General features: G+C 62.0%; 19 protein-coding genes and 1 pseudogene. 5 read left to right on the top strand and 15 right to left on the bottom strand.

The genetic code is table 11. The features are described from left to right. Window positions 1-57: 57 nt before the first annotated feature. Genes P9292_RS27970 through pilM form a run of 4 tightly spaced genes read right to left on the bottom strand, consistent with a single transcriptional unit; the run spans window position 58 to window position 4,080 of the window. A complete protein-coding gene (locus P9292_RS27970) occupies window positions 58-1,593 on the bottom strand; it encodes a type IV pilus secretin PilQ (RefSeq protein ID WP_309962289.1) in 1,536 nt (511 codons plus the stop codon). Continuing rightward, window positions 1,590-2,432, bottom strand: coding sequence for a type 4a pilus biogenesis protein PilO (gene pilO, locus P9292_RS27965; protein ID WP_309962287.1), 843 nt, complete (start codon window positions 2,430-2,432; stop codon window positions 1,590-1,592). The genes P9292_RS27970 and pilO overlap by 4 nt, the downstream gene beginning before the upstream one ends. Continuing rightward, window positions 2,429-3,100 (bottom strand): PilN domain-containing protein, encoded by a 672-nt coding sequence (locus tag P9292_RS27960; RefSeq protein WP_250509575.1) that lies wholly within the window; start codon window positions 3,098-3,100, stop codon window positions 2,429-2,431. Before P9292_RS27960 ends, pilO begins: the two co-directional genes overlap by 4 nt. Further along, window positions 3,097-4,080, bottom strand: a complete 984-nt coding sequence (gene pilM / locus P9292_RS27955) for a pilus assembly protein PilM (RefSeq protein WP_250509576.1) — start codon at window positions 4,078-4,080, stop codon at window positions 3,097-3,099. Before pilM ends, P9292_RS27960 begins: the two co-directional genes overlap by 4 nt. A 277-nt stretch (window positions 4,081-4,357) precedes the next feature. Between pilM and P9292_RS27950 the strand changes: the two genes are divergently transcribed. Next, window positions 4,358-6,763, top strand: a complete 2,406-nt coding sequence (locus tag P9292_RS27950; RefSeq protein ID WP_250509577.1) for a penicillin-binding protein 1A — start codon at window positions 4,358-4,360, stop codon at window positions 6,761-6,763. 20 nt (window positions 6,764-6,783) lie between these two features. Here P9292_RS27950 and cyaY read toward each other — a convergent pair whose 3' ends face one another. Beyond that, entirely contained in the window at window positions 6,784-7,104 is a 321-nt protein-coding gene (gene cyaY, locus P9292_RS27945) for an iron donor protein CyaY (RefSeq protein ID WP_244826413.1), read from the bottom strand. A gap of 36 nt (window positions 7,105-7,140) precedes the next feature. On the opposite strand from cyaY, the gene lptM reads away from it, so the two are divergent. Both lptM and lysA read left to right on the top strand, forming a co-directional pair. Then, complete coding sequence (gene lptM / locus P9292_RS27940; protein WP_244826414.1) at window positions 7,141-7,428, top strand: LPS translocon maturation chaperone LptM; 288 nt, start codon at window positions 7,141-7,143, stop codon at window positions 7,426-7,428. A gap of 44 nt (window positions 7,429-7,472) precedes the next feature. Continuing rightward, window positions 7,473-8,735: a diaminopimelate decarboxylase gene (lysA, locus tag P9292_RS27935; protein WP_309962283.1), complete on the top strand. Its 1,263-nt coding sequence runs from the start codon at window positions 7,473-7,475 to the stop codon at window positions 8,733-8,735. Between the two features lie 48 nt (window positions 8,736-8,783). On the opposite strand, the pseudogene msrQ reads toward lysA, so the two are convergent. From msrQ to P9292_RS27910, 5 genes and pseudogenes are all read right to left on the bottom strand, one after another. Beyond that, a pseudogene (gene msrQ / locus P9292_RS27930) lies at window positions 8,784-9,453 on the bottom strand (protein-methionine-sulfoxide reductase heme-binding subunit MsrQ). A 3-nt stretch (window positions 9,454-9,456) separates the two neighbouring features. Then, window positions 9,457-10,446 carry a protein-methionine-sulfoxide reductase catalytic subunit MsrP gene (msrP, locus tag P9292_RS27925; protein WP_309962281.1) on the bottom strand — a complete coding sequence of 330 codons (990 nt, stop codon included), beginning with the start codon at window positions 10,444-10,446 and terminating at the stop codon, window positions 9,457-9,459. Between the two features lie 155 nt (window positions 10,447-10,601). Further along, window positions 10,602-11,813 carry a c-type cytochrome biogenesis protein CcsB gene (gene ccsB / locus P9292_RS27920; RefSeq protein ID WP_244826418.1) on the bottom strand — a complete coding sequence of 404 codons (1,212 nt, stop codon included), beginning with the start codon at window positions 11,811-11,813 and terminating at the stop codon, window positions 10,602-10,604. A 4-nt stretch (window positions 11,814-11,817) separates the two neighbouring features. Then, complete coding sequence (locus tag P9292_RS27915) at window positions 11,818-14,055, bottom strand: cytochrome c biogenesis protein ResB (RefSeq protein ID WP_309962279.1); 2,238 nt, start codon at window positions 14,053-14,055, stop codon at window positions 11,818-11,820. A gap of 202 nt (window positions 14,056-14,257) precedes the next feature. Beyond that, a complete protein-coding gene (locus P9292_RS27910) occupies window positions 14,258-14,917 on the bottom strand; it encodes a c-type cytochrome (RefSeq protein ID WP_309962277.1) in 660 nt (219 codons plus the stop codon). Window positions 14,918-15,215: 298 nt separating this feature from the next. Here P9292_RS27910 and yihA point away from each other — a divergent pair, with 298 nt between their 5' ends. Both yihA and hemB read left to right on the top strand, forming a co-directional pair. Next, window positions 15,216-15,869: a ribosome biogenesis GTP-binding protein YihA/YsxC gene (gene yihA / locus P9292_RS27905; protein ID WP_309962275.1), complete on the top strand. Its 654-nt coding sequence runs from the start codon at window positions 15,216-15,218 to the stop codon at window positions 15,867-15,869. 252 nt (window positions 15,870-16,121) lie between these two features. Further along, window positions 16,122-17,120 carry a porphobilinogen synthase gene (gene hemB, locus P9292_RS27900; RefSeq protein WP_244826421.1) on the top strand — a complete coding sequence of 333 codons (999 nt, stop codon included), beginning with the start codon at window positions 16,122-16,124 and terminating at the stop codon, window positions 17,118-17,120. Between the two features lie 36 nt (window positions 17,121-17,156). On the opposite strand, the gene dsbD is transcribed toward hemB, so the two are convergent. The 5 genes from dsbD to rpsD form a co-directional block, all read right to left on the bottom strand. After that, complete coding sequence (gene dsbD / locus P9292_RS27895) at window positions 17,157-18,995, bottom strand: protein-disulfide reductase DsbD (RefSeq protein WP_309962273.1); 1,839 nt, start codon at window positions 18,993-18,995, stop codon at window positions 17,157-17,159. Continuing rightward, window positions 18,988-19,320, bottom strand: coding sequence for a divalent-cation tolerance protein CutA (gene cutA / locus P9292_RS27890; protein WP_250526334.1), 333 nt, complete (start codon window positions 19,318-19,320; stop codon window positions 18,988-18,990). Before cutA ends, dsbD begins: the two co-directional genes overlap by 8 nt. 149 nt (window positions 19,321-19,469) lie before the next feature. Beyond that, complete coding sequence (rplQ, locus tag P9292_RS27885; RefSeq protein WP_016346459.1) at window positions 19,470-19,865, bottom strand: 50S ribosomal protein L17; 396 nt, start codon at window positions 19,863-19,865, stop codon at window positions 19,470-19,472. A gap of 138 nt (window positions 19,866-20,003) precedes the next feature. After that, window positions 20,004-20,981 carry a DNA-directed RNA polymerase subunit alpha gene (locus tag P9292_RS27880; RefSeq protein WP_244826424.1) on the bottom strand — a complete coding sequence of 326 codons (978 nt, stop codon included), beginning with the start codon at window positions 20,979-20,981 and terminating at the stop codon, window positions 20,004-20,006. A 146-nt stretch (window positions 20,982-21,127) separates the two neighbouring features. Further along, entirely contained in the window at window positions 21,128-21,751 is a 624-nt protein-coding gene (gene rpsD, locus P9292_RS27875; RefSeq protein WP_244826425.1) for a 30S ribosomal protein S4, read from the bottom strand. Between the last annotated feature and the right edge of the window lie 104 nt (window positions 21,752-21,855).

The following is a 21,855-nucleotide window of genomic DNA, read 5'->3' as shown; positions in this document are numbered from 1 at the left end:
CCGCTTTGTCGAGTCGGGCCGCCCGCTCGCGGCCCCGCTTTCCGCTTCTTTCCGCCTTCATCCACTCGAAGCAATGACGCGCGGCGTAATCAGGATCACCAGCTCGTTGCGCGAGCTGCGGCGCGCGTCATGGCGAAACAGCCAGCCGAGCCACGGCAGCTTCGACAGTCCGGGCACGCCCGTGACGTCGTTGCGCTCGTCTTCCGAGTAGATGCCGCCGATCGCCACCGTGCCGCCGTCCTCGACCTCCACGCGCGTCTGGACGTGCTTGGTGTTGATGGCCGGACCCGCGTCGGTCTGCTCGCCGACGCTGTCTTTCGCGACATCGAGATCAAGAATGACATGCCCGTGCGGGGTAATCTGCGGCTCGACCTCCAGTTTGAGCGCCGCGCGCCGAAACTGCACGCCGGAAACGCCGTTGCCCACTTTCGCCTGATACGGCAGCTCCGTGCCCTGCTCGACCAGCGCCTTCGCGCGGTCAGCCGTCACCACACGCGGCCGGGAGACGATCTGACCGCGTCCCTCGGCTTCGAGCGCGCTCAGTTCGATGTTCAGAAGCCGTGTGGCCTGAGCCGCGAACAGCGTGAGTCCGGCCGTGGCGGCGTCGAAACCGTTGATCGGCCGCGCCGATAAATCGTACACGACGCCGTCCTTGCCGCCCGAGAGACCGCGCGCCGGGTCGTTCACGCCCGCGACGCCCAGCTTGACGCCAAGCGTGCGCGAAATGCCCGCCTCGCCTTCCAGGATCTTCGCTTCAATCACGACTTGCGGCGTGGGTTTGTCGATCTGCGCGACGAGTTCGGCGATTTGCTTCACGCGCGCGTCGAGGTCCGTCACGAAGAGCAGATTGGTGCGCGTGTCGGCCATGGCGGAGCCGCGTTTGGACAGCACGCGCTGGCTCCCGGAGCCTGTCAGCAGCTTGCGGACGTCTTCCGCGCGCGGATAGCGCAGCACGAACGTGCGGCTCGCGAGCGGTTCGAGATCGGCGGCGCGCGCGTGCGTCTCGTAGCGCAACTTCTCGCGTGCGGCGAGTTCCGCGAGCGGCGCGACCCAGATCACGTTGCCGTGCTGCTCCATGGCGAGGCCGTTCACGTCGAGCAGCGTGTCGAACGCGCGGCGCCACGGCACGGCGACGAGATTGATCGACACCTGGCCGCGCACCTTGTCGCTCGCGATGATATTGAGCCCGCTGAAGCGGGCAAACGCATGCAGCGCGGCGCCCAGGTCGGCGTTCTTGAGATCGAGCGTGATCGGCTTGCCGTCGTCGGCGCTGCCGGACGATTGCGTGCTTAGACGTTCGGGCTGCGGCATCGGCACGGGCGGGCCTTCGAGCGACTCGCTCGTATCCGTCGATGACTTCGCGGCAGCCACGGGCTCCACACTCTGCGCGACGGGCGGCGACAAGAGCGCGGGCGGCGCGCTCGTATCGATGGCGAACTGGTCGGTCGGCAAGGTCTCGTAGCCGGCGGGCAACGGCGGCAAAGGCGCAATGGGTTCGCTTTGATCGGCTTCGGCCCAGACCGCGTGCGACGCGAAAACGAGCGCCAGCGCCAGAACGAGCCTCTTGAGACGAAAAGTTGGTGGCGCGATCATTTGCGATCCTCCGCGAAACTCAGCGTGCGCGAAGCGCCGTCGTCACTCGCGAGCTCGACCGCGCGCGGCCGCACGCGTCCGAGCCATTCGTCTCCGATCTTCTCGCCGGGCCGGAAGTCGCCAACGCCCTCGCTGCTCTGCATCAGCGCCATCGCGCGATGACGTCCGAGAAGCGTCCCGACGAGCAGCAAGTCCGCGCTGCGCGAAAAGCCACCGGCGCTTTCCTTGCCGAACGGATCGATGACGAAGGCGTTCGTGCGCGCCGGTTCGGGCAGCGGCACGGCCGGAAGATCATCGTGGATGCGCAAGGTCGTATCGATGGAAAGTACACCCGTCTGCCGCCGGATTTGCACGCCTTCCGCTATGACGAGACGCGGCAAACCCGCGAGCGCCTCGATGAACCGCTTCATCTCGGCAAAGCCGCCTTCCGCGCGAAACCGGAGCGCGCGCGGTGCCTGGACCTCGGCGAGTTTCGTCTGAAGCGGCTCGATCTCCGTTACGTGCAACCCGCTTTGCGCGGCGAGACTGGCTACGGCGTGCAGCGCATCGGCGGCAGTCCAGTGTTCGGGGTTCAGACCGCCCGCCGCCACGCGTTTGCGCAGATCGGGCAATTGCGCCTCGATACCGCGCAGTTGGCCCGCTTTCTCCTGCGCGGCGGAGAGCGCCGCGTGGCTTGCATCGAGATCGATCAGACCGGCCGCGCGCCAGCCCTGCACACCGATGACGCAGATGATCGCCGCGAGAAGCATCGCGCCGCAGAGCGTCCATCGAAGCGGCCATTCATGGAAGGCCGCGACTGAGCGCAGACGGCCGGCATCGTTGATGGACATCGTGTTCATTGACTGCTCCCGTGAGCGGTGTTGGTCGTGCGGCGGACGGCGAGCGCGGGTTGCGCGGTCTTCGCCGCCGCCGCGATTTTGCGTGCGTAGCGCACCAGCGCCGTGAATTCGTAGCGTTCGACGTTCGATACGGCATCGCGCCTCGCCGGCGCCGGCGTGGTTGGCCGCCGCTTCATCTCGATCACTTCCACCGACTGCACGTCGCGCACGTCCTCCAGACGCTTGAGCCAGTTCGCCGCCGCTTGCGAATCGGGTGCGAGCGCCGCGAGTTCGACTTCGTCGGTCCGTTGCGAGACGCGTTGCAGCTCGACGCCGGGTTGCCGGGGCGCGTCAGCCAGCGCGTCGAGAAGCGCGAGAAAACGGTCGCGCGGCGCGGCAAGCGGTTGCGCGTTTTGGCGCGCGCGCCGCCGGTCGGCTTCGGCACGCGTGAGCCGTGCGTGCTCTTCGAGCTGCGCGCCCGACGTCCGTAGCGACGCTTCCAGCGCGAGACGCCGTTCATCCAGACGCGCGCGCTGCAAGGCATCCCAGCCCGCGACCGCGCCGACCGCCGCGCATCCGGCAAGACTCGCCGCCGCGAGAATCGCGAGCCGCTGACGGCGCATCTCGCGGCGCTTGCGCAAGCGGTAAGGAAGCAGGTTGAAGCCTTCGACCACGCTCGCGCCGCTCATTGCAGCACCTCGCGCAACGCCAGACCGAACGCCACCGCGAAGAGCGGCGAATGTTTGAGCGACGCATCGATGCCCGCCACGCCATTGCAATACGGCGCGCACTCGAACGGCAGCGCCGGGCAGCCGAACATCTTCGCCAGCGCGGGAAGTGGCAGCGCGGCCTGCGCCATCAGGTCCGCTTCGCCGCCGACGTACACGCAGTCGAGCGGCGCATCGGTGCCAGCGAGATCGCGGAGCGCGTCGGCGAGACATGAATGCTCGGGCGCCGGATACCGCACTTCGGACTCGACGCCGTGAGCGCCGGCGACCCAGCCGTGCAGCCCCGTCTTTTCGAGCCAGCAAAACATGAAGCGCGCATCCGGACCGAGCTCCACCTTGCCGGAATGACGCATTGCGCGCATGGCTGCCGCCGGTTCGCCGTCGATGGCGGACAGCGCGATTCCCGCCGCAGCCGCCGTTTCGACGCGCGCCTCGACATGCCGGCGCGCGGTGGCGGCAATCGCGACTTGCGCGCGGCCGTCCTCCTGCGTTTCGACTGACCAGTCCACCGCGAGCGCGCCGCGTTCGATGCCCGAGATGCGCTCGGCCTCCGCGAGCACGGCGGGTTCGAGCACGCCGCGCGGATCGCCGTCCGCCACGAGCGCGGGCGCATCGCGCGTCTCCAGCAACGCGGTGAGCGGCACGCGCGTGGTGAGCGTCGCGGACGACGGCAAGCCCATTGCGCAACGCAGCGCGCGCGACACGCCGTTCTGCGGCAAGCGCTCGACGGTATCGCAGAGCGCCGCGATCACGGCGGCGCGATCGACGAACTCGCCGTCGATCACCGCGCCCGGTTCGAGCGCCACCCAATCGATATGCTCGACGCACACCGCCGAGGGCGAACGCACGCGCTTGCTGAGCACCACTATCCGCACCGCGCTTTCGCTCACATCGATACCCGCTGCAAAGCGGCGCGTAACTGTCAATAAGGCCTTGTTCATGACTCACTCCATCGTCTCTTGCGCGCCGAACCTTTCGAGCGCTTGCACGAGAAGAATTGTGGTGAGCCGCGCGTCTTTCGAACATTCAGCCAAATGGCTAACGCGTGTGTTTGGCGCGTTTCAGAGGTGCTTATCCGCACGATCCCGCGTATCTTGAAGGGACGAAGTTCCGAAGCAGGAGAAACGGGACCGAAGCACGCCCGCGGTTCGTCGCAAGTCTTAAGAAAGGCTCGAAACCCGGACGGCTATAATCCCGAGACCGTTTTTTGGTGGTGCCATGCAATCCTCTTCCCCGACCAACCCGCCATCCAAACCGCCCGAAGGTCAGACGACCAGGCGACCGTGGTATTTGCGGCTGCTTTCCGCGCTTGTCATCAGCTTTTTCGCGCTAATCGTTTGCGCGGCGCTCGTGCTCGGGTATGCGCTTGTCGTCGCGATGCCGAACCTGCCTTCGCTCGATGCGCTCACTGACTACAAGCCGAAGGTGCCGCTGCGCATCTATACGGCGGATCACGTGCTGATCGGCGAATTCGGCGAAGAGCGGCGCAGCGTCGTGCGCATTCGCGATGTGCCGGACCATCTCAAGAAAGCGGTGCTCGCCATCGAGGACTCGCGTTTCTACGACCACGGCGGCGTCGATCTCACCGGCATCCTGCGCGCGGGCACGGTGGCGCTGTCGAACGGTCACGCGTCACAGGGCGCAAGCACGATCACCATGCAGGTCGCGCGCAACTTCTTCCTGTCGAGCGAGAAGACCTACACGCGCAAGATCTACGAGATGCTGCTCGCTTACAAGATCGAGCGCGCGCTGACGAAAGATCAGATTCTCGAGGTCTATATGAATCAGATCTATCTCGGACAGCGCGCGTATGGTTTTGCGAGCGCCGCCCGGGTGTACTTCGGCAAGGATCTGAAGGACATCTCGCTCGCGGAAGCCGCCATGCTCGCCGGTCTGCCGAAGGCGCCGTCGGCCTATAACCCGGTCGTGAATCCGAAGCGCGCGAAGGTGAGGCAGGAGTACATCCTTCAGCGCATGCGCGAACTCAACTTCATCACGCAGGACGAATACGACCAGGCGAAGAATCAGCCGCTCGTCGTGAAGGGACAAGGCCGCGAGTTCAGCGTGCACGCCGAATACGTCGCGGAAATGGTGCGGCAGATGATGTACGCGCAGTACAAGGAAGAGGCGTACACGCGCGGTCTGAATGTCGTGACCACGATCGATTCCGCCGATCAGGACGCCGCCTACCGCGCGGTACGCAAGGGGCTGATGGACTACGAACGCCGGCATGGATATCGCGGGCCCGAGGGTTTCATCGATCTGCCCGCGAATGCGGACGACCGCGAGCAGGCTATCGACGACGCGCTTGCCGAGCATCCGGACAACGGCGAGATCGTCGCGGCGGTGGTCACGTCGGCGAGCACGAAGGAAGTGAAGGCGAGCTTCATCGACGGCAACGTGGCGACCATCAACGGCGCCGATCTGCGCTTCGTCTCCAATGCGCTCTCCACGCGCGCACAGCCCAATGCCCGCATTCGTCCTGGCGCGATCGTGCGGCTCATGAAGAACGACGACGGCGAGTGGATCATCACGCAGTTGCCGCAAGTGGAGGGCGCGCTGATCTCGCTCGTGCCGCAGGACGGCGCCATCCGCGCGCTCGTGGGCGGTTTCGACTTCAACAAGAACAAGTTCAATCACGTGACGCAAGCGTGGCGTCAGCCGGGTTCGAGCTTCAAGCCGTTCATCTATTCGGCGTCGCTGGAAAAAGGCTTGTCGCCCGCGACCATCATCAACGATGGTCCGCTCTTCTTCACCGCCGCCGAAACCGGCGGTCAGGCGTGGGAGCCGAAGAACTACGGCGGCGGCTTCGACGGACCCATGACCATGCGCTCCGCGCTGCAGAGATCGAAGAACATGGTGTCCATCCGCATTTTGAACACCATCGGCACGAAGTACGCGCAGCAGTACATCACGCGCTTCGGCTTCGACGCGGACCGGCACCCCGCGTATTTGCCGATGGCGCTCGGCGCGGGTCTCGTCACGCCGCTGCAGATGGCGACGGGCTACGCGGTGTTCGCCAATGGCGGGTATCGCGTGAATCCGTATCTGATCGCCGATATCACCGACCCATACGGCGCGGTCGTTTCGCATCCGCAACCGCTCGTCGCGCAGCAAAGCGCGCCGCTTGCCATCACGCCGCGCAACGCGTTCGTGATGAATAGCCTTTTGCAAAGCGTCGCGCAGCACGGCACGGCGGCCAAGACGAATCAGTTGAAGCGCACCGACCTCGCAGGCAAGACCGGCACGACGAACGATTCGCGCGATGCCTGGTTCGCCGGCTATCAGCGTTCGCTCGTGGCGATTGCGTGGATCGGCTATGACAATCCGCGCACGCTCGGCGACAAGGAAACGGGCGGCGGTCTCGCACTGCCCGTGTGGATGGATTACATGACGCGCGCGCTGAAGGGCTTGCCCGAGTACAAGCCGATGACGCCGCCCGACGTGACCTCGCTCGGTGGCGAACTGTACTTCGACGACATGACGCCGGGCCACGGCTTCATCGCGACAATCGGCGTGAGTCAGGCGTCGTCGGCCTCGGGCGTGTCGGGCGTCACGGCTCCGGCGCCCGAAGTCGGCGAGCAGGAAAAGCAGGACATCATGAATCTGTTCAAGGGACAGTGACGTTCCTTGCCGGGCGTGCCTTACTTCGCTGAAAAGCGAACGGGCTCGCCCGCCTGTTCGGTCGAATACTTCGTGAGCGTGGCGAAAAACTCGCTGTTGTCGCGTGTGTCGCGCCAGGCGCCATCCACGTATTTGTAGTGAAAACCGCCCGCCTTCGCGGCTAGCCAGATCTCGTGTTTCGGCGGCTGAAGATTGACGATCACCTTCGTGCGGTTCTCGAATTCCAGCGTGAGCACATTGCCGCTACGCTCGAATTCGATATCGGCTTCAGCCCGATCCACAGCACGTTCGATGGCCGTCAGCGCGGCCTCTGCCAAGCTCAGGTATTCCTGGTCTGTCATGCTAAACTCCATCGATTCAATGGTACAGGGACGGTCATGCGAGTCGTTTTCAGGATGAGCGCGATTGTAGCGGCTTTGAGCATGAGCGCCGCGGCAACACTCGCACTCGGCGGTTGTGGACAACGTGGTCCGCTCTATCTTCCCACTGTCCCGCCACTGCCGCAGCGTCCTAGCGACCTTCAGGATACGCCGCCTTCCGCTTCCGTCGACAAGGCAAGCGCTGCATCGGCTGCGAGCGAGACTGGCGACATTCCCGATACCTCCGGCGCGCCGCTGTCGCTTTCGCCGGACACCACTCTGAAACCGGCGCCCGCCGGGTACTGACCTAAGCCTCACGCGCACCAAGCCGCGTACATCCGAATCCACGCATGAACGATTCCGCATTCCACTACGTCGACGGCGCGTTGCACGTCGAAGGCGTCCCCGCCGCGTCGCTCGCGGAACAGTTCGGCACGCCGCTTTACGTCTATTCGCGCGATGCACTGACGCGCGCCTATCGCGCTTACGCCGATGCCTGCGCGGGCCGAAAGGCAACGGTGCACGTCGCGGTCAAAGCCAACAGCAATCTCGCGGTGCTCAACGTGTTCGAGCGTTTGGGCGCGGGCTTCGACATCGTGTCGTCGGGCGAACTGGCGCGTGTACTGGCCGCGGGCGGCAAGGCTTCCAACACGGTTTTCTCGGGCGTCGGCAAGAGCGCGGCCGAGATGCGCGAGGCGCTCGAAGCGGGCGTGAAGTGCTTCAACGTTGAGTCCATTCCCGAGTTGCACGCGCTCAACGAAGTCGCGAAGTCGCTTGGCAAGAAGGCGCCCGTGTCGCTGCGCGTGAATCCCGATGTCGGCGCCAAAACGCATCCGTACATCTCCACCGGTTTGAAGTCGAACAAGTTCGGCGTGGCCTTCGGCGACGCGCGCGCGACGTATCGTGAAGCGCGTGACATGGCGAATCTCGATGTCGTGGGTATCGACTGTCATATCGGTTCGCAGATCACCGAAGTGAGCCCGTATCTCGATGCCGTCGACAAGCTGCTCGACCTCGTCGAACAGATCGAGTCCGACGGCATGAGCATTCGTCACGTGGACGTCGGCGGCGGTCTCGGCATTACGTACGATGACGAAACGCCGCCGGATATCGGCGACTTCGTGCGCACGTTGCTCGCGCATTTCGAAGAGCGCGGCCACGGTCAGCGCGAAGTGTATTTCGAGCCGGGACGCTCGCTCGTCGGCAATGCGGGCGTGCTGCTAACGCGCGTCGAGTATCTTAAGCCGGGTGAAGAGAAGAACTTCGCCATCGTCGATGCCGCGATGAACGACCTCGCGCGTCCCGCCATGTACGAGGCGTTTCATCGCATCGTGCCGGTCATCGAACGCAAGGCAAGCGCGCGTTTATACGATGTCGTCGGCCCGGTTTGCGAAAGCGGCGACTGGCTCGGACGCGATCGTGAGCTGGCCGTCGAGCAAGGCGACTTGCTCGCCATTCTTTCGGCGGGAGCGTATGGCTTCGTCATGAGCTCGAACTACAACACGCGTGCGCGCGCCGCTGAAATCATGGTCGATGGCGAACGCGCGCGTGTGGTGCGCGAACGCGAAGAAGTGAAGCAGTTGTTCGCGGGCGAATCCATTTTGCCGGACTGAATATTCATTCCATGAGCCAAAAAAGCGATGCCGTGGCATCGCTTTTTTTTATGCGCTCAACCGGCGTCGCTCGATTCGTCCTTTGAGCCACGCGATCAGCCGCCAGCCCAGCAACACGATCACGATTGCGCCGTAAATCTTCGGCAAGGCGAAATCGTGCTTGCCGGCCTTCATCCACCAGAAATGCAGGATGGCCAGAATAGCGACGAGATAGATGATCCGATGCAGCATCTGCCAGCGGCGGCCGAGCTTGCGGACCATCGCTTTCGGCGATGTAACCGCGAGCGGTATCAGCAACACGAACGCGGCGAAGCCCACGGTGATGAACGGCCGCTTGCCGATGTCCTTCAACATCGCGGCGACATCGAACCATTTATCGAACCAAATGTATGTCGTGAAGTGCAGCACGGCGAAGAAGAACGCGTAAAGGCCGATCATGCGGCGAAAGCGCACGAGCGCCGTCACGCCCGTGAGCCCGGCGCACCGGCGTGATGGCGAGCGTGATGCAGAGATAGACGAGTGTCCAGAGGCCGGTCGAACGCGTGATGAACTCGATCGGATTCGCGCCCAGTCCGCCCATGACGCCGAGCAACACAATGCGCGCCAGCGGATAGAGCGCCGCGATGAACACGATCACTTTTGCGGGCGCGATCCAGCGCGGCCCGGACCGCACGTTCGCGCGCGTTTGCGATCCCTTGAGTTCGGATACAGTGGGCATCGTTCAGAAATTTTTCTTGAGGTCCATGCCCTGATAGAGCGACGCAACCTGATCGCCATATCCGTTGAACATGAGCGTCTTGCGCTTGGGCGCAAAGAAACCGTCCTCGCCAATACGCCGCTCCGTCGCCTGACTCCAGCGCGGATGATCCACGCCAGGATTCACGTTCGAATAGAAGCCGTATTCCGTCGGCGCGTATAGATTCCAGCTCGTCGGCGGCTGCTTTTCGACGAAGCGAATCTTGACCAGCGACTTCGCGCTCTTGAAGCCGTATTTCCACGGCACGACGATACGCACCGGCGCGCCGTTCTGATTCGGCAGCACTTCGCCATACAAGCCGACGGTGAGCAAGGTGAGCGGATTCATCGCTTCGTCCATGCGCAGGCCTTCGGAATACGGCCATTCGAGGATCGGCGTCGAAAGACCCGGCATCTGCGAAGGATCGGCAAGCGTGATGAACTGCACGTACTTCGCGCTGCCAGTAGGTTCCGCGCGCTTGATGAGCTCGGACAGCGAGACGCCGATCCACGGAATGACCATCGACCAGCCTTCGACGCATCGCAGGCGATACAAACGTTCTTCGAGTGGCGCGAGCTTCAGAAGCTCGTCGATGTCGTAGGTTTTCGGATTCTTGATCGCGCCTTCGACCGACACTTTCCACGGCCTCGGCCGCAACGTGCCCGCGTGTTCGACGGGATCGCCCTTGTCGGTGCCGAACTCGTAGAAGTTGTTGTAGCTCGTGATGTCCTTGAGCGACGTCGCCTTGTCGAGCGCGATGAACTTCGGATTCGCTTTCGCCGCGAGTTTCTGGCCCTTCGCATCCGGCGATGTAAACGCCGCATTCGCGATGCCGCTCACGCCAGTCAAGCCGGTCGCCGCCAGCGCGCCGATCGAACGCAGCGCACGCCGCCGATTCTCGAACACATCGCGCGGCGTGATTTCGTTCGCGGCGATATCGTCACCATAAAGCGCGCGATTACGTCTGATCCACATGGAGCCATACTCCCTTTGCTTGCGCGGCATTGGATACGCCGCCCATCCATTCATATACGTGCAAACAGCAAACCGGATGCCGCTATTCCATCACAAGACAAAAAAAAACCGCCAGCGCGACGCATGGCGGTTTCTCTTCTTTCGATGGCGCGAGATCAGAGCTTGCCGTAACTGTGCAGTCCCGAAAGGAACATGTTGACGCCCAGAAACGCGAAGGTCGTGACGATCAATCCCGTCAGCGCCCACCACGCCGCCGCCGCGCCGCGCAGGCCCTTCATCAACCGCATGTGCAGCCATGCCGCGTAGTTCAGCCAGACGATCAGCGCCCACGTTTCCTTCGGGTCCCAGCTCCAGTAGCCACCCCACGCTTCGGCGGCCCACAGCGCGCCGAGAATGGTCGCGATGGTGAAGAACGCGAAACCGACCGCAATGGACTTGTACATCACGTCGTCGAGCACTTCCAGCGACGGCAGACGGTCGGCCAAAAAGCCGCGCTGCTTCGCCAGATACGCGACGGAAACCATCGCGGAAAGCGCGAAACTGCCGTAGCCGATGAAGTTCGCAGGTACGTGAATCTTCATCCACCAGCTCTGCAGCGCGGGCACGAGCGGCTGAATCTGCTGCGCGTCGCGGGCAATCGAATACCACATCAGGAAGCCGACCGCCGCGCTGATCACGAGCAGCACGAACGCGCCCATCTGACGCGTCGCGTAATGTTGTTCGTAGTAGAGATAGAACAGTGACGTGATGAGGCAAAACAGTACGAACACTTCGTACAGATTCGAGATGGGAATGTGTCCGACATCCGCGCCGATCATGTACGACTCGTACCAGCGCACCATCAGGCCCGTGAAGCCCATGAGCACCGCGACCCACGTCATGCGCGAGCCGATTGCGCCGCCCGTCTGCGAGCGCGACACGAGGCCGATCCAGTAAAAGAGCGTCGCCAGGATGAAGAGCGCGCTCATCCATAGAATCGCGGATTGGCTCGACAGGAAGTATTTGAGGAAGAAGTTGGTTTCGGCGCGCGCGAGGTCGTGCTGATAGAGCTGGATGGAGAACAGCGACATGACCGCGATCGTCGCGATGAGCAGCCGCGCCGGTTTCCAGCGCCAGCCGAGCACGACGAAGGTCGGCACTGCGGCGACCAGCACCGCCATGTCGTACACGTCCATGAACGCGTGATAGCGGTTGAGCGCGAAGCCCGCGCCCGCGACCATCGCAATGGCGAACAGCCAGTCGATTGCGCCCAGGCGTTTGAGGAACGGTCGATCGTCGAAAACGGCGACATCGGGCAGGCCCGACGACGATGATGCCGGACGTTCCGTCTTGGGCTGCGCGTGGGAGGAGGTCTGAGAAAGGTCCATGATCTTACCGTGTTGATACTTCCGAGCCGGAGGCCGCGGATGGCTCGTGTGTTTGCGTCGCCGATGCTTTCGACGAATGCTGCGCCGCCGGATCGATCGGCGTGGTGCCGAGCGCCGCCGCGACCGTCGCGCGCGTACGCTCGAATTCCTTCTCGAAATCGAGCGTGCGGCGCGCCGTGGACATTGCCATCAAAACGCTCGCACCGCCTTGCCCTGAATCTTTGAGCCAGAACCAGAGCCGGCGTTCACGCACGTAAAACATCGAGAAAATGCCGAGCACGAGCAGGAGGCTGCCAAGATACACCACTTTTTTGCCCGGTGCGCGCGTCAGCTGGAATACCGATGCTTGCACCTGTTTGAACGTGTCGAGCTGCAAAAATACCGGCGATCCGTACAGAAAGCTGTCGGAAAGCGCGTTGATGGAAGACTGAACGAAGGCGCTGTTTTTCTCGTCCACTTTTGCGGCCGGCTCGCCGTTTTGTTCGCGGGAAATCTGCCAGACGTCCCACATTGCGCCTTCCAGCATGCGCATGAGCAAACCGGCGGCCTTTTCTTGCTCGCCCTTCGGCACCGAACGATCGATGAACGCCGCGATACTCTGAAATCCGCCGCTCATTTGCGGATTCGTGGACCCGTTGCCCGATTCATCCGCGCCAGCGAAAAGATTCAGCACGCGGATCGCGCTTTCGTCCAGGTGCTTCTGCAAATCGCCGCTTTCCTGCGGCACGGAACGCTGCGCGAACCGATGCGCAGCCTCGATGCGCGTCGCGGGCGTGGCAAGCGCGGCGCGCAGATTCATCCATTCCTTCACCGTGCCTCGCTCGTCGGCAGGAATGCGCAAGTAGCGGAACGGATCGCTCGGACTCAGGCGCATGCCGGCGAGGAACATCCGCTGACCGCTGACATCGACCGGCAACATGTAGTTGCTGTACTCGCGCGCCTGACCGTCCGTGCCGCGCACCTTGTACTGCACCGATGGGCCGATATTGCGCAGATCCGTCGGCTTCGACGTCTTTGCGCCGGAGCCGAGGCGCTCGTCGAACGCATCGCGCAAGGTTTCCTTCTTGCCGACGCCGCGTGCGTCCGGCGCACCGTTGCCGTCCGTCATGTTTTCGACGTTGATTGCGCGGAAATCGGTGAATTCGACCGTTTGACCCTGCGCATCGGCAATCTGCTGATTCACGGGCGCAGTGCCGCCGATCGTACCGTTGAAGGGCGTGGTTTTCGCGCTGCCGCCGCTCATGGGCCAGGCGGTCATCTGCATTTTCGAGCCGCCGTCCTGAAAACTCGACTGATAGATCGACACGCCGTCGTACGTGAACGGCTTGTTCACCTCGACGCGCGCCGGAATGCGCTTGCCGGTCTTGTGGTCGATCACCACGATGTCGCTCGCGAACAGCTTCGGCATGCCGGTCGAGTAGTAATCGACGATGAATTTGTCGAGTTGAATCGAGAACGGCAAGTCCTGAATAATCGAGCCGTCCTGCTGATTCAAGATTGCCGTGCCGACGTATTGACCTTCCGGCACCCACGCGTAACCGCGAAACGTCGGATTCGACACGGACAGGCGATGCTCCGCCGGAATGTCGTTGATGACCGCGTTGGTCTGAATGGGCGTCTTGTTGAAGAGCCACATCTGCAGCTTGATGGGCAGATTGCTGTCGAGCAGCCCGCCGACGCAAATGATGACGATAGCCAGATGCGCCGAGATGTAGCCGATCTTCGTGAGCGCGCCGCGCTTGCCCGCGATGAGCGTCGAGCCTGCGTCAATCTGACGCGTGACAAAGCGATAACCCATCTTTGCGGAAAGACGTTCGAGCGTGGCGGCCGTCTGCGCGCGATCCGCGCTGACTACGAATTGACCCTTGTGATGAAACGCGCGCAAGCCGCCTTCGTGAACGCGATCCTTCCAGCTCTTGAGGTCCGCGATCATTTTCGGGCCGTTGCGAATGACGCATAGCGAGACTGAAATCACGAGAAAGATCAGGATCAGCATGAACCACCACGCGCTGTACACGGTGTAGATGCTGATGCCGCGGAAGATGTCCGCCCAGAACGGGCCGAACTGATTGACGTAGTTGGGGTACGGGTCGTCTTGCGTAAGCACCGTGCCGATGATGCTTGCTATGGCCAGTACGACCAGCAAGGCGATGGCGAAGCGCATCGAACTCACGAGTTCGACAAAATGCCTGACCGCGCGACGGCTCGACTTCGACTGCAATCCCGATGTGGTGACGCTCATTCAAACTCCGACTGACAGCAAAAAAGGGTGGCGACGCGAGCGGTCTCGTCGACCGACGTCCCACCCTTTTCTTGTTTTCGCGCCGGCCTCGTTGGACCGGCTGCTTAATGTTTACTTAGTGGCAACTTACGGGCAACGCTTGGGGCAACTCAGTATCGACGATTACCGGGTTCGATGCCGAAGAACGCATGCCCTGCCCGGATCAATGCAAACCGGCGATGTAATCCGCCACCGCTTTCATCTCCGTTTCGCTCAAACGGGAGGAGATGGCATGCATGGGCTCGCTATTGTTACGCGTGCCTTGCGCGAATGCATTCAACTGCGCCACCGTGTAATCGCCCCACTGCCACGATAGCCGCGGATATTGCACCGGGATACCCATGCCTGTCGCGCCGTGGCACGCCGCGCACGCCGGCACACCCTTGTCCGCGATGCCGCCGCGATAAATCCTCTGCCCGAGCACAACGTCGTTCTTGTCGCGCGCGAAGTTGGGCTTGGCCTTCTGCGACGCAAAGTATGCGGCGACGTTGATCATGTCCTGATCCGACAACGCGCCCGCAATGCCCGCCATGATCGGATTGTTACGCGCCGGCGTCTTGGCTCCCGGCTGCGTCTTGTAATCCTTCAACTGCTTGACGATGTATTCGGCGTGCTGGCCCGCGAGCTTGGGAAACGCCGCGCCAGCGCTGTTGCCATCCGCCGCATGACACGCCGCGCACACTTGGGTTGCAATGGCCTGACCTCGGGCCACATCCGGCTTTGCCGGTTGCGCGGGCTCTGCCGCGTTTGCTGATGCTGTTATCAATCCACCGAAAGCCGCCGCTGCCTGAATCAACATCAGAGACCTGTACAGTCGGTTCATTCGCGTACCCTGTTTTTCGTCTTGTGAGAATGTGAGGTTCTGCAAAAAACGACGGCGGCAAACCGGGAACGGCCACAACATGACCCGAACGAAAGGGCTCAAAAGACGCCCTTAAAACTGTCTCGCTCCATTGTGGGTGCGCTTGCAACCCGGGTCTTCCGTGCCCGTGCGGATCTTTAAAAAACCGTCGTATTGTACAATAACCCGCTACACGCAAAGACGCCAGTCGGGGCATGCCCAGTATTTGCCGGGTTCTCAAGGCTTCATGTTTTCGCAGCTCTCTCAGTCGACCCGCCAAATGCCATTTCTGCTCCATCAAGCTCGCTTCTTCACCACTGTCAATCACCTTCGTGATCTGCCGCCGACGCCGCAACCTGAAATCGCTTTCGGCGGCCGTTCCAACGCAGGCAAGTCCACTGCGATCAATGTGCTCTGCAATCAGAAGCGGCTCGCGTTCGCCAGCAAGACGCCCGGACGCACGCAGCACATCAACTACTTCTCCGTCGGGCCTGAAGACGAACCGACCGGCTTTCTGGTCGACCTTCCGGGTTACGGCTATGCCGAAGTGCCAGGCGCCGCAAAGGCGCACTGGCAGCAATTGCTTTCGACGTATCTGCAAAGCCGCGCTCAATTGCGCGGCATGATCCTGATGATGGACTCGCGTCGTCCGCTCACCGAGCTCGACCAGATCATGATCGACTGGTTCGCGCCCACCGGTAAGCCCATTCACGCGCTGCTCACTAAATGCGACAAATTGACGCGACAGGAGATGACCAACGCCCTGCGCGCGACGAAAAAATCATTCGGCGAGTACAAGGATGCGGGCTATCGCGGTGAATTGAGCGTGCAGCTTTTTTCAGCGCTCAAGCGCACGGGACTGGAAGAAGCGCATGAGCTTATTGAAGGCTGGCTCGCGCCTAAGCAAGCGGCTTCGGAAGACGTCGCGGACTGAAAATTAACGCGTGCGGCATGAAAAAAACCCGCCGCATGACGGCGGGTTAACAGCCTGATCGAATAACGACAGGCACCCGCTCAGGGAGGAGAAGCGGGGAGTTCAGCGCGAAGCGCCTTACTCGATCGGTATGATATACCATTGTCTCAAAACGTTTCCGGACCGCTCCGAGCGCTTGCCCGGCAAGGCTTCGAGCATTTTCGAAGCGCGTTTTCATCCTCGTCCCCGAAGCACTTCAAACCGAGCCAAGTCATGAGTTTCTATCCCCATCATCGCCCGCGCCGCATGCGCCGCGATGACTTCTCACGCCGTCTGATGCGCGAGAACATCCTCACCACGAACGATCTGATTTATCCCGTGTTCATCGTCGAAGGCACCAACGTGCGGCATGCCGTGCCGTCGATGCCCGGCGTCGAGCGCACGTCCGTCGACCTGTTGATGAGCGTGGCCGAGCAGTGCGTCGAACTGGGCGTGCCCGTGATCTCGCTCTTTCCGGCAATCGAGCCGTCGCTGAAAACACCGGATGGACGCGAGGCGATCAATCCCGAAGGTCTGATTCCGCGTGCCGTGCGCGAACTGAAGAAGAACTTCCCGACGCTCGGCGTACTCACCGATGTCGCACTCGACCCGTACACGAGTCACGGCCAGGACGGCGTGCTCGATGAAGAAGGCTACGTGAAGAACGACGAAACGAGCGAGATTCTCGTCGATCAGGCGCGCACTCAGGCAGAAGCAGGCGTGGATATCGTGGCGCCGTCGGACATGATGGACGGGCGCATCGGCGCCATTCGCGAGATGCTGGAAAGCGACGGCCACATCCACACGCGCATCATGGCTTACGCGGCGAAATTCGCATCGGCGTTCTATGGCCCGTTCCGCGATGCCGTCGGCTCCGCCGCGAATCTCGGCAAGGGCAACAAGATGACGTATCAAATGGACCCGGCGAACTCTGATGAAGCGATGCGCGAAGTGCGCATGGACATCGAGGAAGGCGCGGACATGGTGATGGTCAAGCCCGGCATGCCGTATCTCGACATCGTGCGGCGCGTGAAGGACGAGTTCCGCTTTCCGACGTACGCCTATCAGGTGAGCGGCGAGTACGCGATGATCAAGGCCGCCGCGCAAAACGGCTGGCTCGATCACGACAAGACGATGATGGAAGCGCTGCTCGCGTTCAAACGCGCGGGCGCGGATGGCGTCTTGACCTATTTCGCGCTGGATGCCGCGAAGATTTTGCGGGCGTCGAAATAAGTCGTTTCAGGGCGGTGCGCAATGCATCGCCCTTCGTCATCCGTTCGCCGGACTGACTTTATCGAGGCTTTTCAAAAACGTATCCGCGGATTCATAGCCAACCACGCGCGCGACCTCGTTGCCTTGCGCATCGAAAAAGATGATGCCGGGCGGGCCGAACAGCTTGAAGCGCTTGAGCAAGGTCTGATCATCGGTGTTGTTCGCGGTCACGTCCGCACGCAACAGATTGAGTTGCGCGAGACGCGCCTGAACACGGGCGTCGGAGAAAGTCAGGTTCTCCATTTCCTTGCAGGACACGCACCAGTCGGCATAAAAGTCGAGCATGGCGGGACGTGCCGCCGATTTCACCGCCGAATCCAGTTCCGTCGCTGACTTGACCGGCGCGAAGATCGGCCCCGATGCTCGTGCCGTCGCGCCTGCATTGCTGCCGCCGCGCGCGGCTAGTACGGCTAGCGGGCGCAATGCATCCGTCGATCCCGCCGCGAGACCGACCAGCAACGCCGCCGCCCAGATGGCAAACGCGGCGCCCAGGCCGCGCCCCAGCCGCTTCCAGACGTTGACCGGCGCGATCGCGCCCGACGCAAATAGGCCGAGCGATGCCGCCGCGACCAGCAGCCAAAGCGCGGCGAGCAACATTTGCGCGACGCCACCGATGACCGGCCACACGATCCACAAAGCGGCCGCAAGCAACGCGACGCCGAAAAACACCTTCACGCCGTCCATCCAGGCGCCCGCTCGCGGCAGCACCGACCCCGCGCCGAGACCGATGATCAGCAACGGCACACCAAGCCCGATACCCATGGCGAACAGCGCGGCCCCGCCGAGCACGGCGTTGCCCGTGTGCGCGACAAACGCGAGCACGGCGAAAAGCGGCGCGGTCATGCACGCGCCGACGACGAGCGCCGACAACGCGCCCATCACGGCGACCGCCGCGAACTTACCGCCGCCGCGTTTCTGAGACGCCTCGTTGACGCCGCTTTGCCAGCGCTCCGGCAACGCGATATCGACTCCCGAGATCAGCGCGATCGCGAAAACCGCGAGCAGGATGCCGAACGCGCCCAGCACCCACGGGTTTTGCAGCCACGCGCCGAGGCTTTGACCGACGAGCGCTGCGGCAATCCCAAGCGCGGTATAGACAAGCGCCATGCCGACGACGTAGGACACCGACAGCGCAAAGCCACGCGTGCGCGTGACGCGCGCGCCTTCGCCGACGATGATCGCGGAAAGAATCGGGATCATCGGATACGAGCAAGGCAACAAGCTCAACACCATGCCCGCCAGAAAGTACAAGCCGACCACAGCGAAGAAGCCGCCGCCTTCGAGCATCGACTGCGCGTAGTCGGCGCTCGTCGCGCGTTCGAACCAGGATTGGGACGACGCAGTGTTTGTCGCTGGAGACGTCGCAGAACTGGCACTCGCAGCTTGCAACGCGTCGCCCTTGACGCGATAAACGCGCTCCATCGGCGGATAGCAGATGCCCTGATCCGCGCAACCTTGCGACGTCACCGATAACTCGAACGGCCCTTTTGCCTGAGTCACCGGAATGCGGATGAGTAGTTCGCCGCGATAGGTTTCGACGTCCTTGTTGAATGTCTGGTCGAAATGAACCTTGCCGGCGGGTAGTTGCGCCGCGCCTATAATCGCCCCGCCGCTTTTGACCGCAAAGGCAAAGCGCTCGCGATACATGTAGTAACCGTCGGCGATCTTATAACGCACGTCCACTTCGCCCGGCTGTTCGGACGCACTGAACTTGAAGGCGACGGCGGGATCGAGGAAGTCGTCCGCGGCGTGCGCGGCGTTTATCGCCAAAGGCAGAAAGGCGAGCGTCGCGGCCATCATCAGCCAACGCAAAACGAGACGAGGAAGATCAAACATGAAGAGGACGCTGCGTTTCTGCATTGACCCATTGTCCATATCCCGGCGATGCATCGGCCTGCCAGACAAGAATTTCGGGCGTTTCATAAGGATGCGCCGCCGCGACGAAGCGCTGCAATTCGGCGCTGCACGCAAGGCTCGTCTTGAAGAGCAACTGCACTTCCCGCGATGTCTCCAGTGCGCCCTTCCAGTGATATTGCGATTGCACTTCGCCGAGCCTCGTCACGCACGCAGCCAGGCGCGTCTCGAGCACCGCTTGCGCCAACGTGTCGGCAGCGTGTGCATCCGGAACGGTGGTCAGCATAAGGACGACAGGGACATTCACTTCGGGCTCCGGTGCGGCGCGGCACGTGACACTTGTGGATCGGGCCTTATCGTAGCACTCCGCTCACTTCGACGACCGCAACGACTCCGAAGCCCACAATGCAAAAAGGCCAAGCTACGCTTGACCTTTTCGTTCACCACCAACCGAATTTATTCAGCTTCCTGAACTTCTTCGGTTTCTTCGACTTCCGGGCGGTCCATCAGTTGAACCAGCGCCATCGGAGCGTTGTCGCCAACACGGAAACCAAACTTCAGGATGCTGAGGTAGCCACCCGGACGGCTTGCGTAACGCGGGCCGAGGACGTCGAACAGCTTTGCGACGGAGTCACGATCGCGCAGGCGATTGAACGCCAGACGACGATTTGCCAGCGACGGCTTCTTGCCGAGCGTGATGAGCGGCTCGACAACCTTGCGCAGTTCCTTGGCTTTCGGCAGCGTCGTCTTGATGACTTCGTGCTCGATCAGCGAGTTCGACATATTACGGAGCATTGCCAGACGGTGGCTGCTCGTGCGGTTCAGTTTCCGCAAACCATGCTTATGGCGCATTTCAGTTCCTTAAACGAGTTTTGATCCAGCTCTTCTATTGCGCTCTAAAGTGGCGCACGGGCCGGTCGAAGAAAAAGCAAGACGCGGATTTTAAAGCAAAATCCGCGTCTTTGCCAGTAACGCGATTGACTCTTTCGCTTACTTGTCGAGACCAGCCGGCGGCCAGTTTTCGAGCTTCATGCCGAGCGTCAGACCGCGCGAAGCCAAGACTTCCTTGATTTCGTTCAGCGACTTGCGGCCCAGATTCGGCGTCTTCAGCAGTTCGTTTTCCGTACGCTGGATAAGATCGCCGATGTAGTAGATGTTTTCGGCCTTCAGACAGTTCGCCGAGCGAACCGTGAGTTCCAGGTCATCCACCGGGCGCAGCAGGATCGGATCGATCTGCGGCGCACGCGACGGCGCTTCCGCTGCCGCTTCCGTGCCTTCCAGCGCTGCGAAGACCGACAACTGATCGACCAGAATGCGCGCCGATTGACGGATCGCTTCCTCCGGCGAGATCACGCCGTTGGTTTCGATGTTCATCACGAGCTTGTCGAGGTCGGTACGCTGTTCGACACGCGCGCTTTCCACGGCATAGCTCACGCGGCGAACCGGCGAGAACGACGCGTCAAGCACGATACGACCGATGATCTTGGCCGATTCCTCGCCATAACGACGCACGTTGCCCGGCACGTAGCCACGGCCCTTTTCAATCTTGATCTGGACGTCGAGCTTGCCGCCCTTCGAGAGATGGGCAATCACGTGACCGGGATTGATGACCTCGCAATCATGCGCGAGTTCGATATCGCCAGCCGTGACGAGGCCTTCGCCTTCCTTGCGCAGCGTCACCGTGACTTCGTCGCGGTTATGCAGCTTGAAGACGACGCCCTTCAGGTTCAACAGCAGGTTGACCACATCCTCTTGCACACCGTCGAGCGTCGAGTATTCGTGCACTACGCCTGCAATCGTCACTTCGGTCGGCGCGTAGCCCACCATCGACGACAACAGCACGCGCCGAAGCGCGTTGCCCAAGGTGTGGCCATAGCCGCGTTCGAACGGCTCCATAACCACTTTCGCATGGCTCTCGCCAAGCGATTCAACTGCAATGATCTTGGGCTTCAACAAACTGGTTTGCATAGGTTTTCCTTTTCAATACCCTCGGCTCGTTACACCGATAAGGCTGACCGGTAACAACCTGAAAAAAACAGCCGAGGCCGCCCTCTTGCCACCGGCAATCAGGGTCCCCGGCTGCCAATCCGGTTACCGCGCGATTAACCGCGCGATTAACGCGAATACAATTCGACGATCAGGCTTTCGTTGATGTCGCCAGCGATATCGCTGCGTTCCGGCATCGACTTGAACGTTCCTTCGAACTTCTTGGCGTCGACCGACACCCAGCTCGGCATACCGCCTTGCTCGGCGAGCGACAGCGCTTCGACGATACGAGCCTGCTTGCGCGACTGCTCACGCACGGAGATGACGTCGCCCGACTTCACTTGCAGTGACGGGATATTCGCGACTTGGCCGTTCACGACGATCGACTTGTGGCTCACGAGCTGACGTGCTTCAGCGCGCGTCGAGCCGAAGCCCATGCGATAAACGACGTTGTCGAGGCGCGATTCGAGCAATTGCAGCAAGTTCTCGCCCGTCGGACCCTTGCGGCGGTCGGCTTCAGCGAAGTAGCGGCGGAACTGACGCTCGAGCACGCCATAGATACGCTTCACTTTTTGCTTTTCGCGCAACTGGGTGCCGTAGTCGGACGTACGTGCGCCCGAAATGCGGCCATGTTGACCAGGCTTGCTGTCGAGCTTGCACTTGTCGGCGAGCGAGCGGCGTGCGCTCTTCAGGAACAGATCGGTGCCTTCACGGCGGGACAGCTTGGCTTTGGGACCGGTATAGCGTGCCACTTTGAATCCTTAAAAATTGATCACGCAAACTTTCGTCTGCGCTAGTTCGAACCCTATAGGCCGAACGGTGGGCTTAGTGAAATGCGCGAAGCAGATGCATAACG

The organism is Caballeronia sp. LZ001 (genome assembly GCF_031450875.1).
Lineage (GTDB): Bacteria > Pseudomonadota > Gammaproteobacteria > Burkholderiales > Burkholderiaceae > Caballeronia.
The sequence above is the reverse complement of the archived record's forward strand: the minus strand, read 5'-3'. Positions and strand labels throughout refer to the sequence as shown.

Coding starts and splice junctions, on each gene's coding strand:
- P9292_RS27970 (WP_309962289.1), bottom strand. CDS start 1,593: ATGATCGCGCCACCAACTTTTCGTCTCAAGAGGCTCGTTCTGGCGCTG.
- pilO (WP_309962287.1), bottom strand. CDS start 2,432: ATGAACACGATGTCCATCAACGATGCCGGCCGTCTGCGCTCAGTCGCG.
- P9292_RS27960 (WP_250509575.1), bottom strand. CDS start 3,100: ATGAGCGGCGCGAGCGTGGTCGAAGGCTTCAACCTGCTTCCTTACCGC.
- pilM (WP_250509576.1), bottom strand. CDS start 4,080: ATGAACAAGGCCTTATTGACAGTTACGCGCCGCTTTGCAGCGGGTATC.
- P9292_RS27950 (WP_250509577.1), top strand. CDS start 4,358: ATGCAATCCTCTTCCCCGACCAACCCGCCATCCAAACCGCCCGAAGGT.
- cyaY (WP_244826413.1), bottom strand. CDS start 7,104: ATGACAGACCAGGAATACCTGAGCTTGGCAGAGGCCGCGCTGACGGCC.
- lptM (WP_244826414.1), top strand. CDS start 7,141: ATGCGAGTCGTTTTCAGGATGAGCGCGATTGTAGCGGCTTTGAGCATG.
- lysA (WP_309962283.1), top strand. CDS start 7,473: ATGAACGATTCCGCATTCCACTACGTCGACGGCGCGTTGCACGTCGAA.
- msrP (WP_309962281.1), bottom strand. CDS start 10,446: ATGTGGATCAGACGTAATCGCGCGCTTTATGGTGACGATATCGCCGCG.
- ccsB (WP_244826418.1), bottom strand. CDS start 11,813: ATGGACCTTTCTCAGACCTCCTCCCACGCGCAGCCCAAGACGGAACGT.
- P9292_RS27915 (WP_309962279.1), bottom strand. CDS start 14,055: ATGAGCGTCACCACATCGGGATTGCAGTCGAAGTCGAGCCGTCGCGCG.
- P9292_RS27910 (WP_309962277.1), bottom strand. CDS start 14,917: ATGAACCGACTGTACAGGTCTCTGATGTTGATTCAGGCAGCGGCGGCT.
- yihA (WP_309962275.1), top strand. CDS start 15,216: ATGCCATTTCTGCTCCATCAAGCTCGCTTCTTCACCACTGTCAATCAC.
- hemB (WP_244826421.1), top strand. CDS start 16,122: ATGAGTTTCTATCCCCATCATCGCCCGCGCCGCATGCGCCGCGATGAC.
- dsbD (WP_309962273.1), bottom strand. CDS start 18,995: ATGTTTGATCTTCCTCGTCTCGTTTTGCGTTGGCTGATGATGGCCGCG.
- rplQ (WP_016346459.1), bottom strand. CDS start 19,865: ATGCGCCATAAGCATGGTTTGCGGAAACTGAACCGCACGAGCAGCCAC.
- P9292_RS27880 (WP_244826424.1), bottom strand. CDS start 20,981: ATGCAAACCAGTTTGTTGAAGCCCAAGATCATTGCAGTTGAATCGCTT.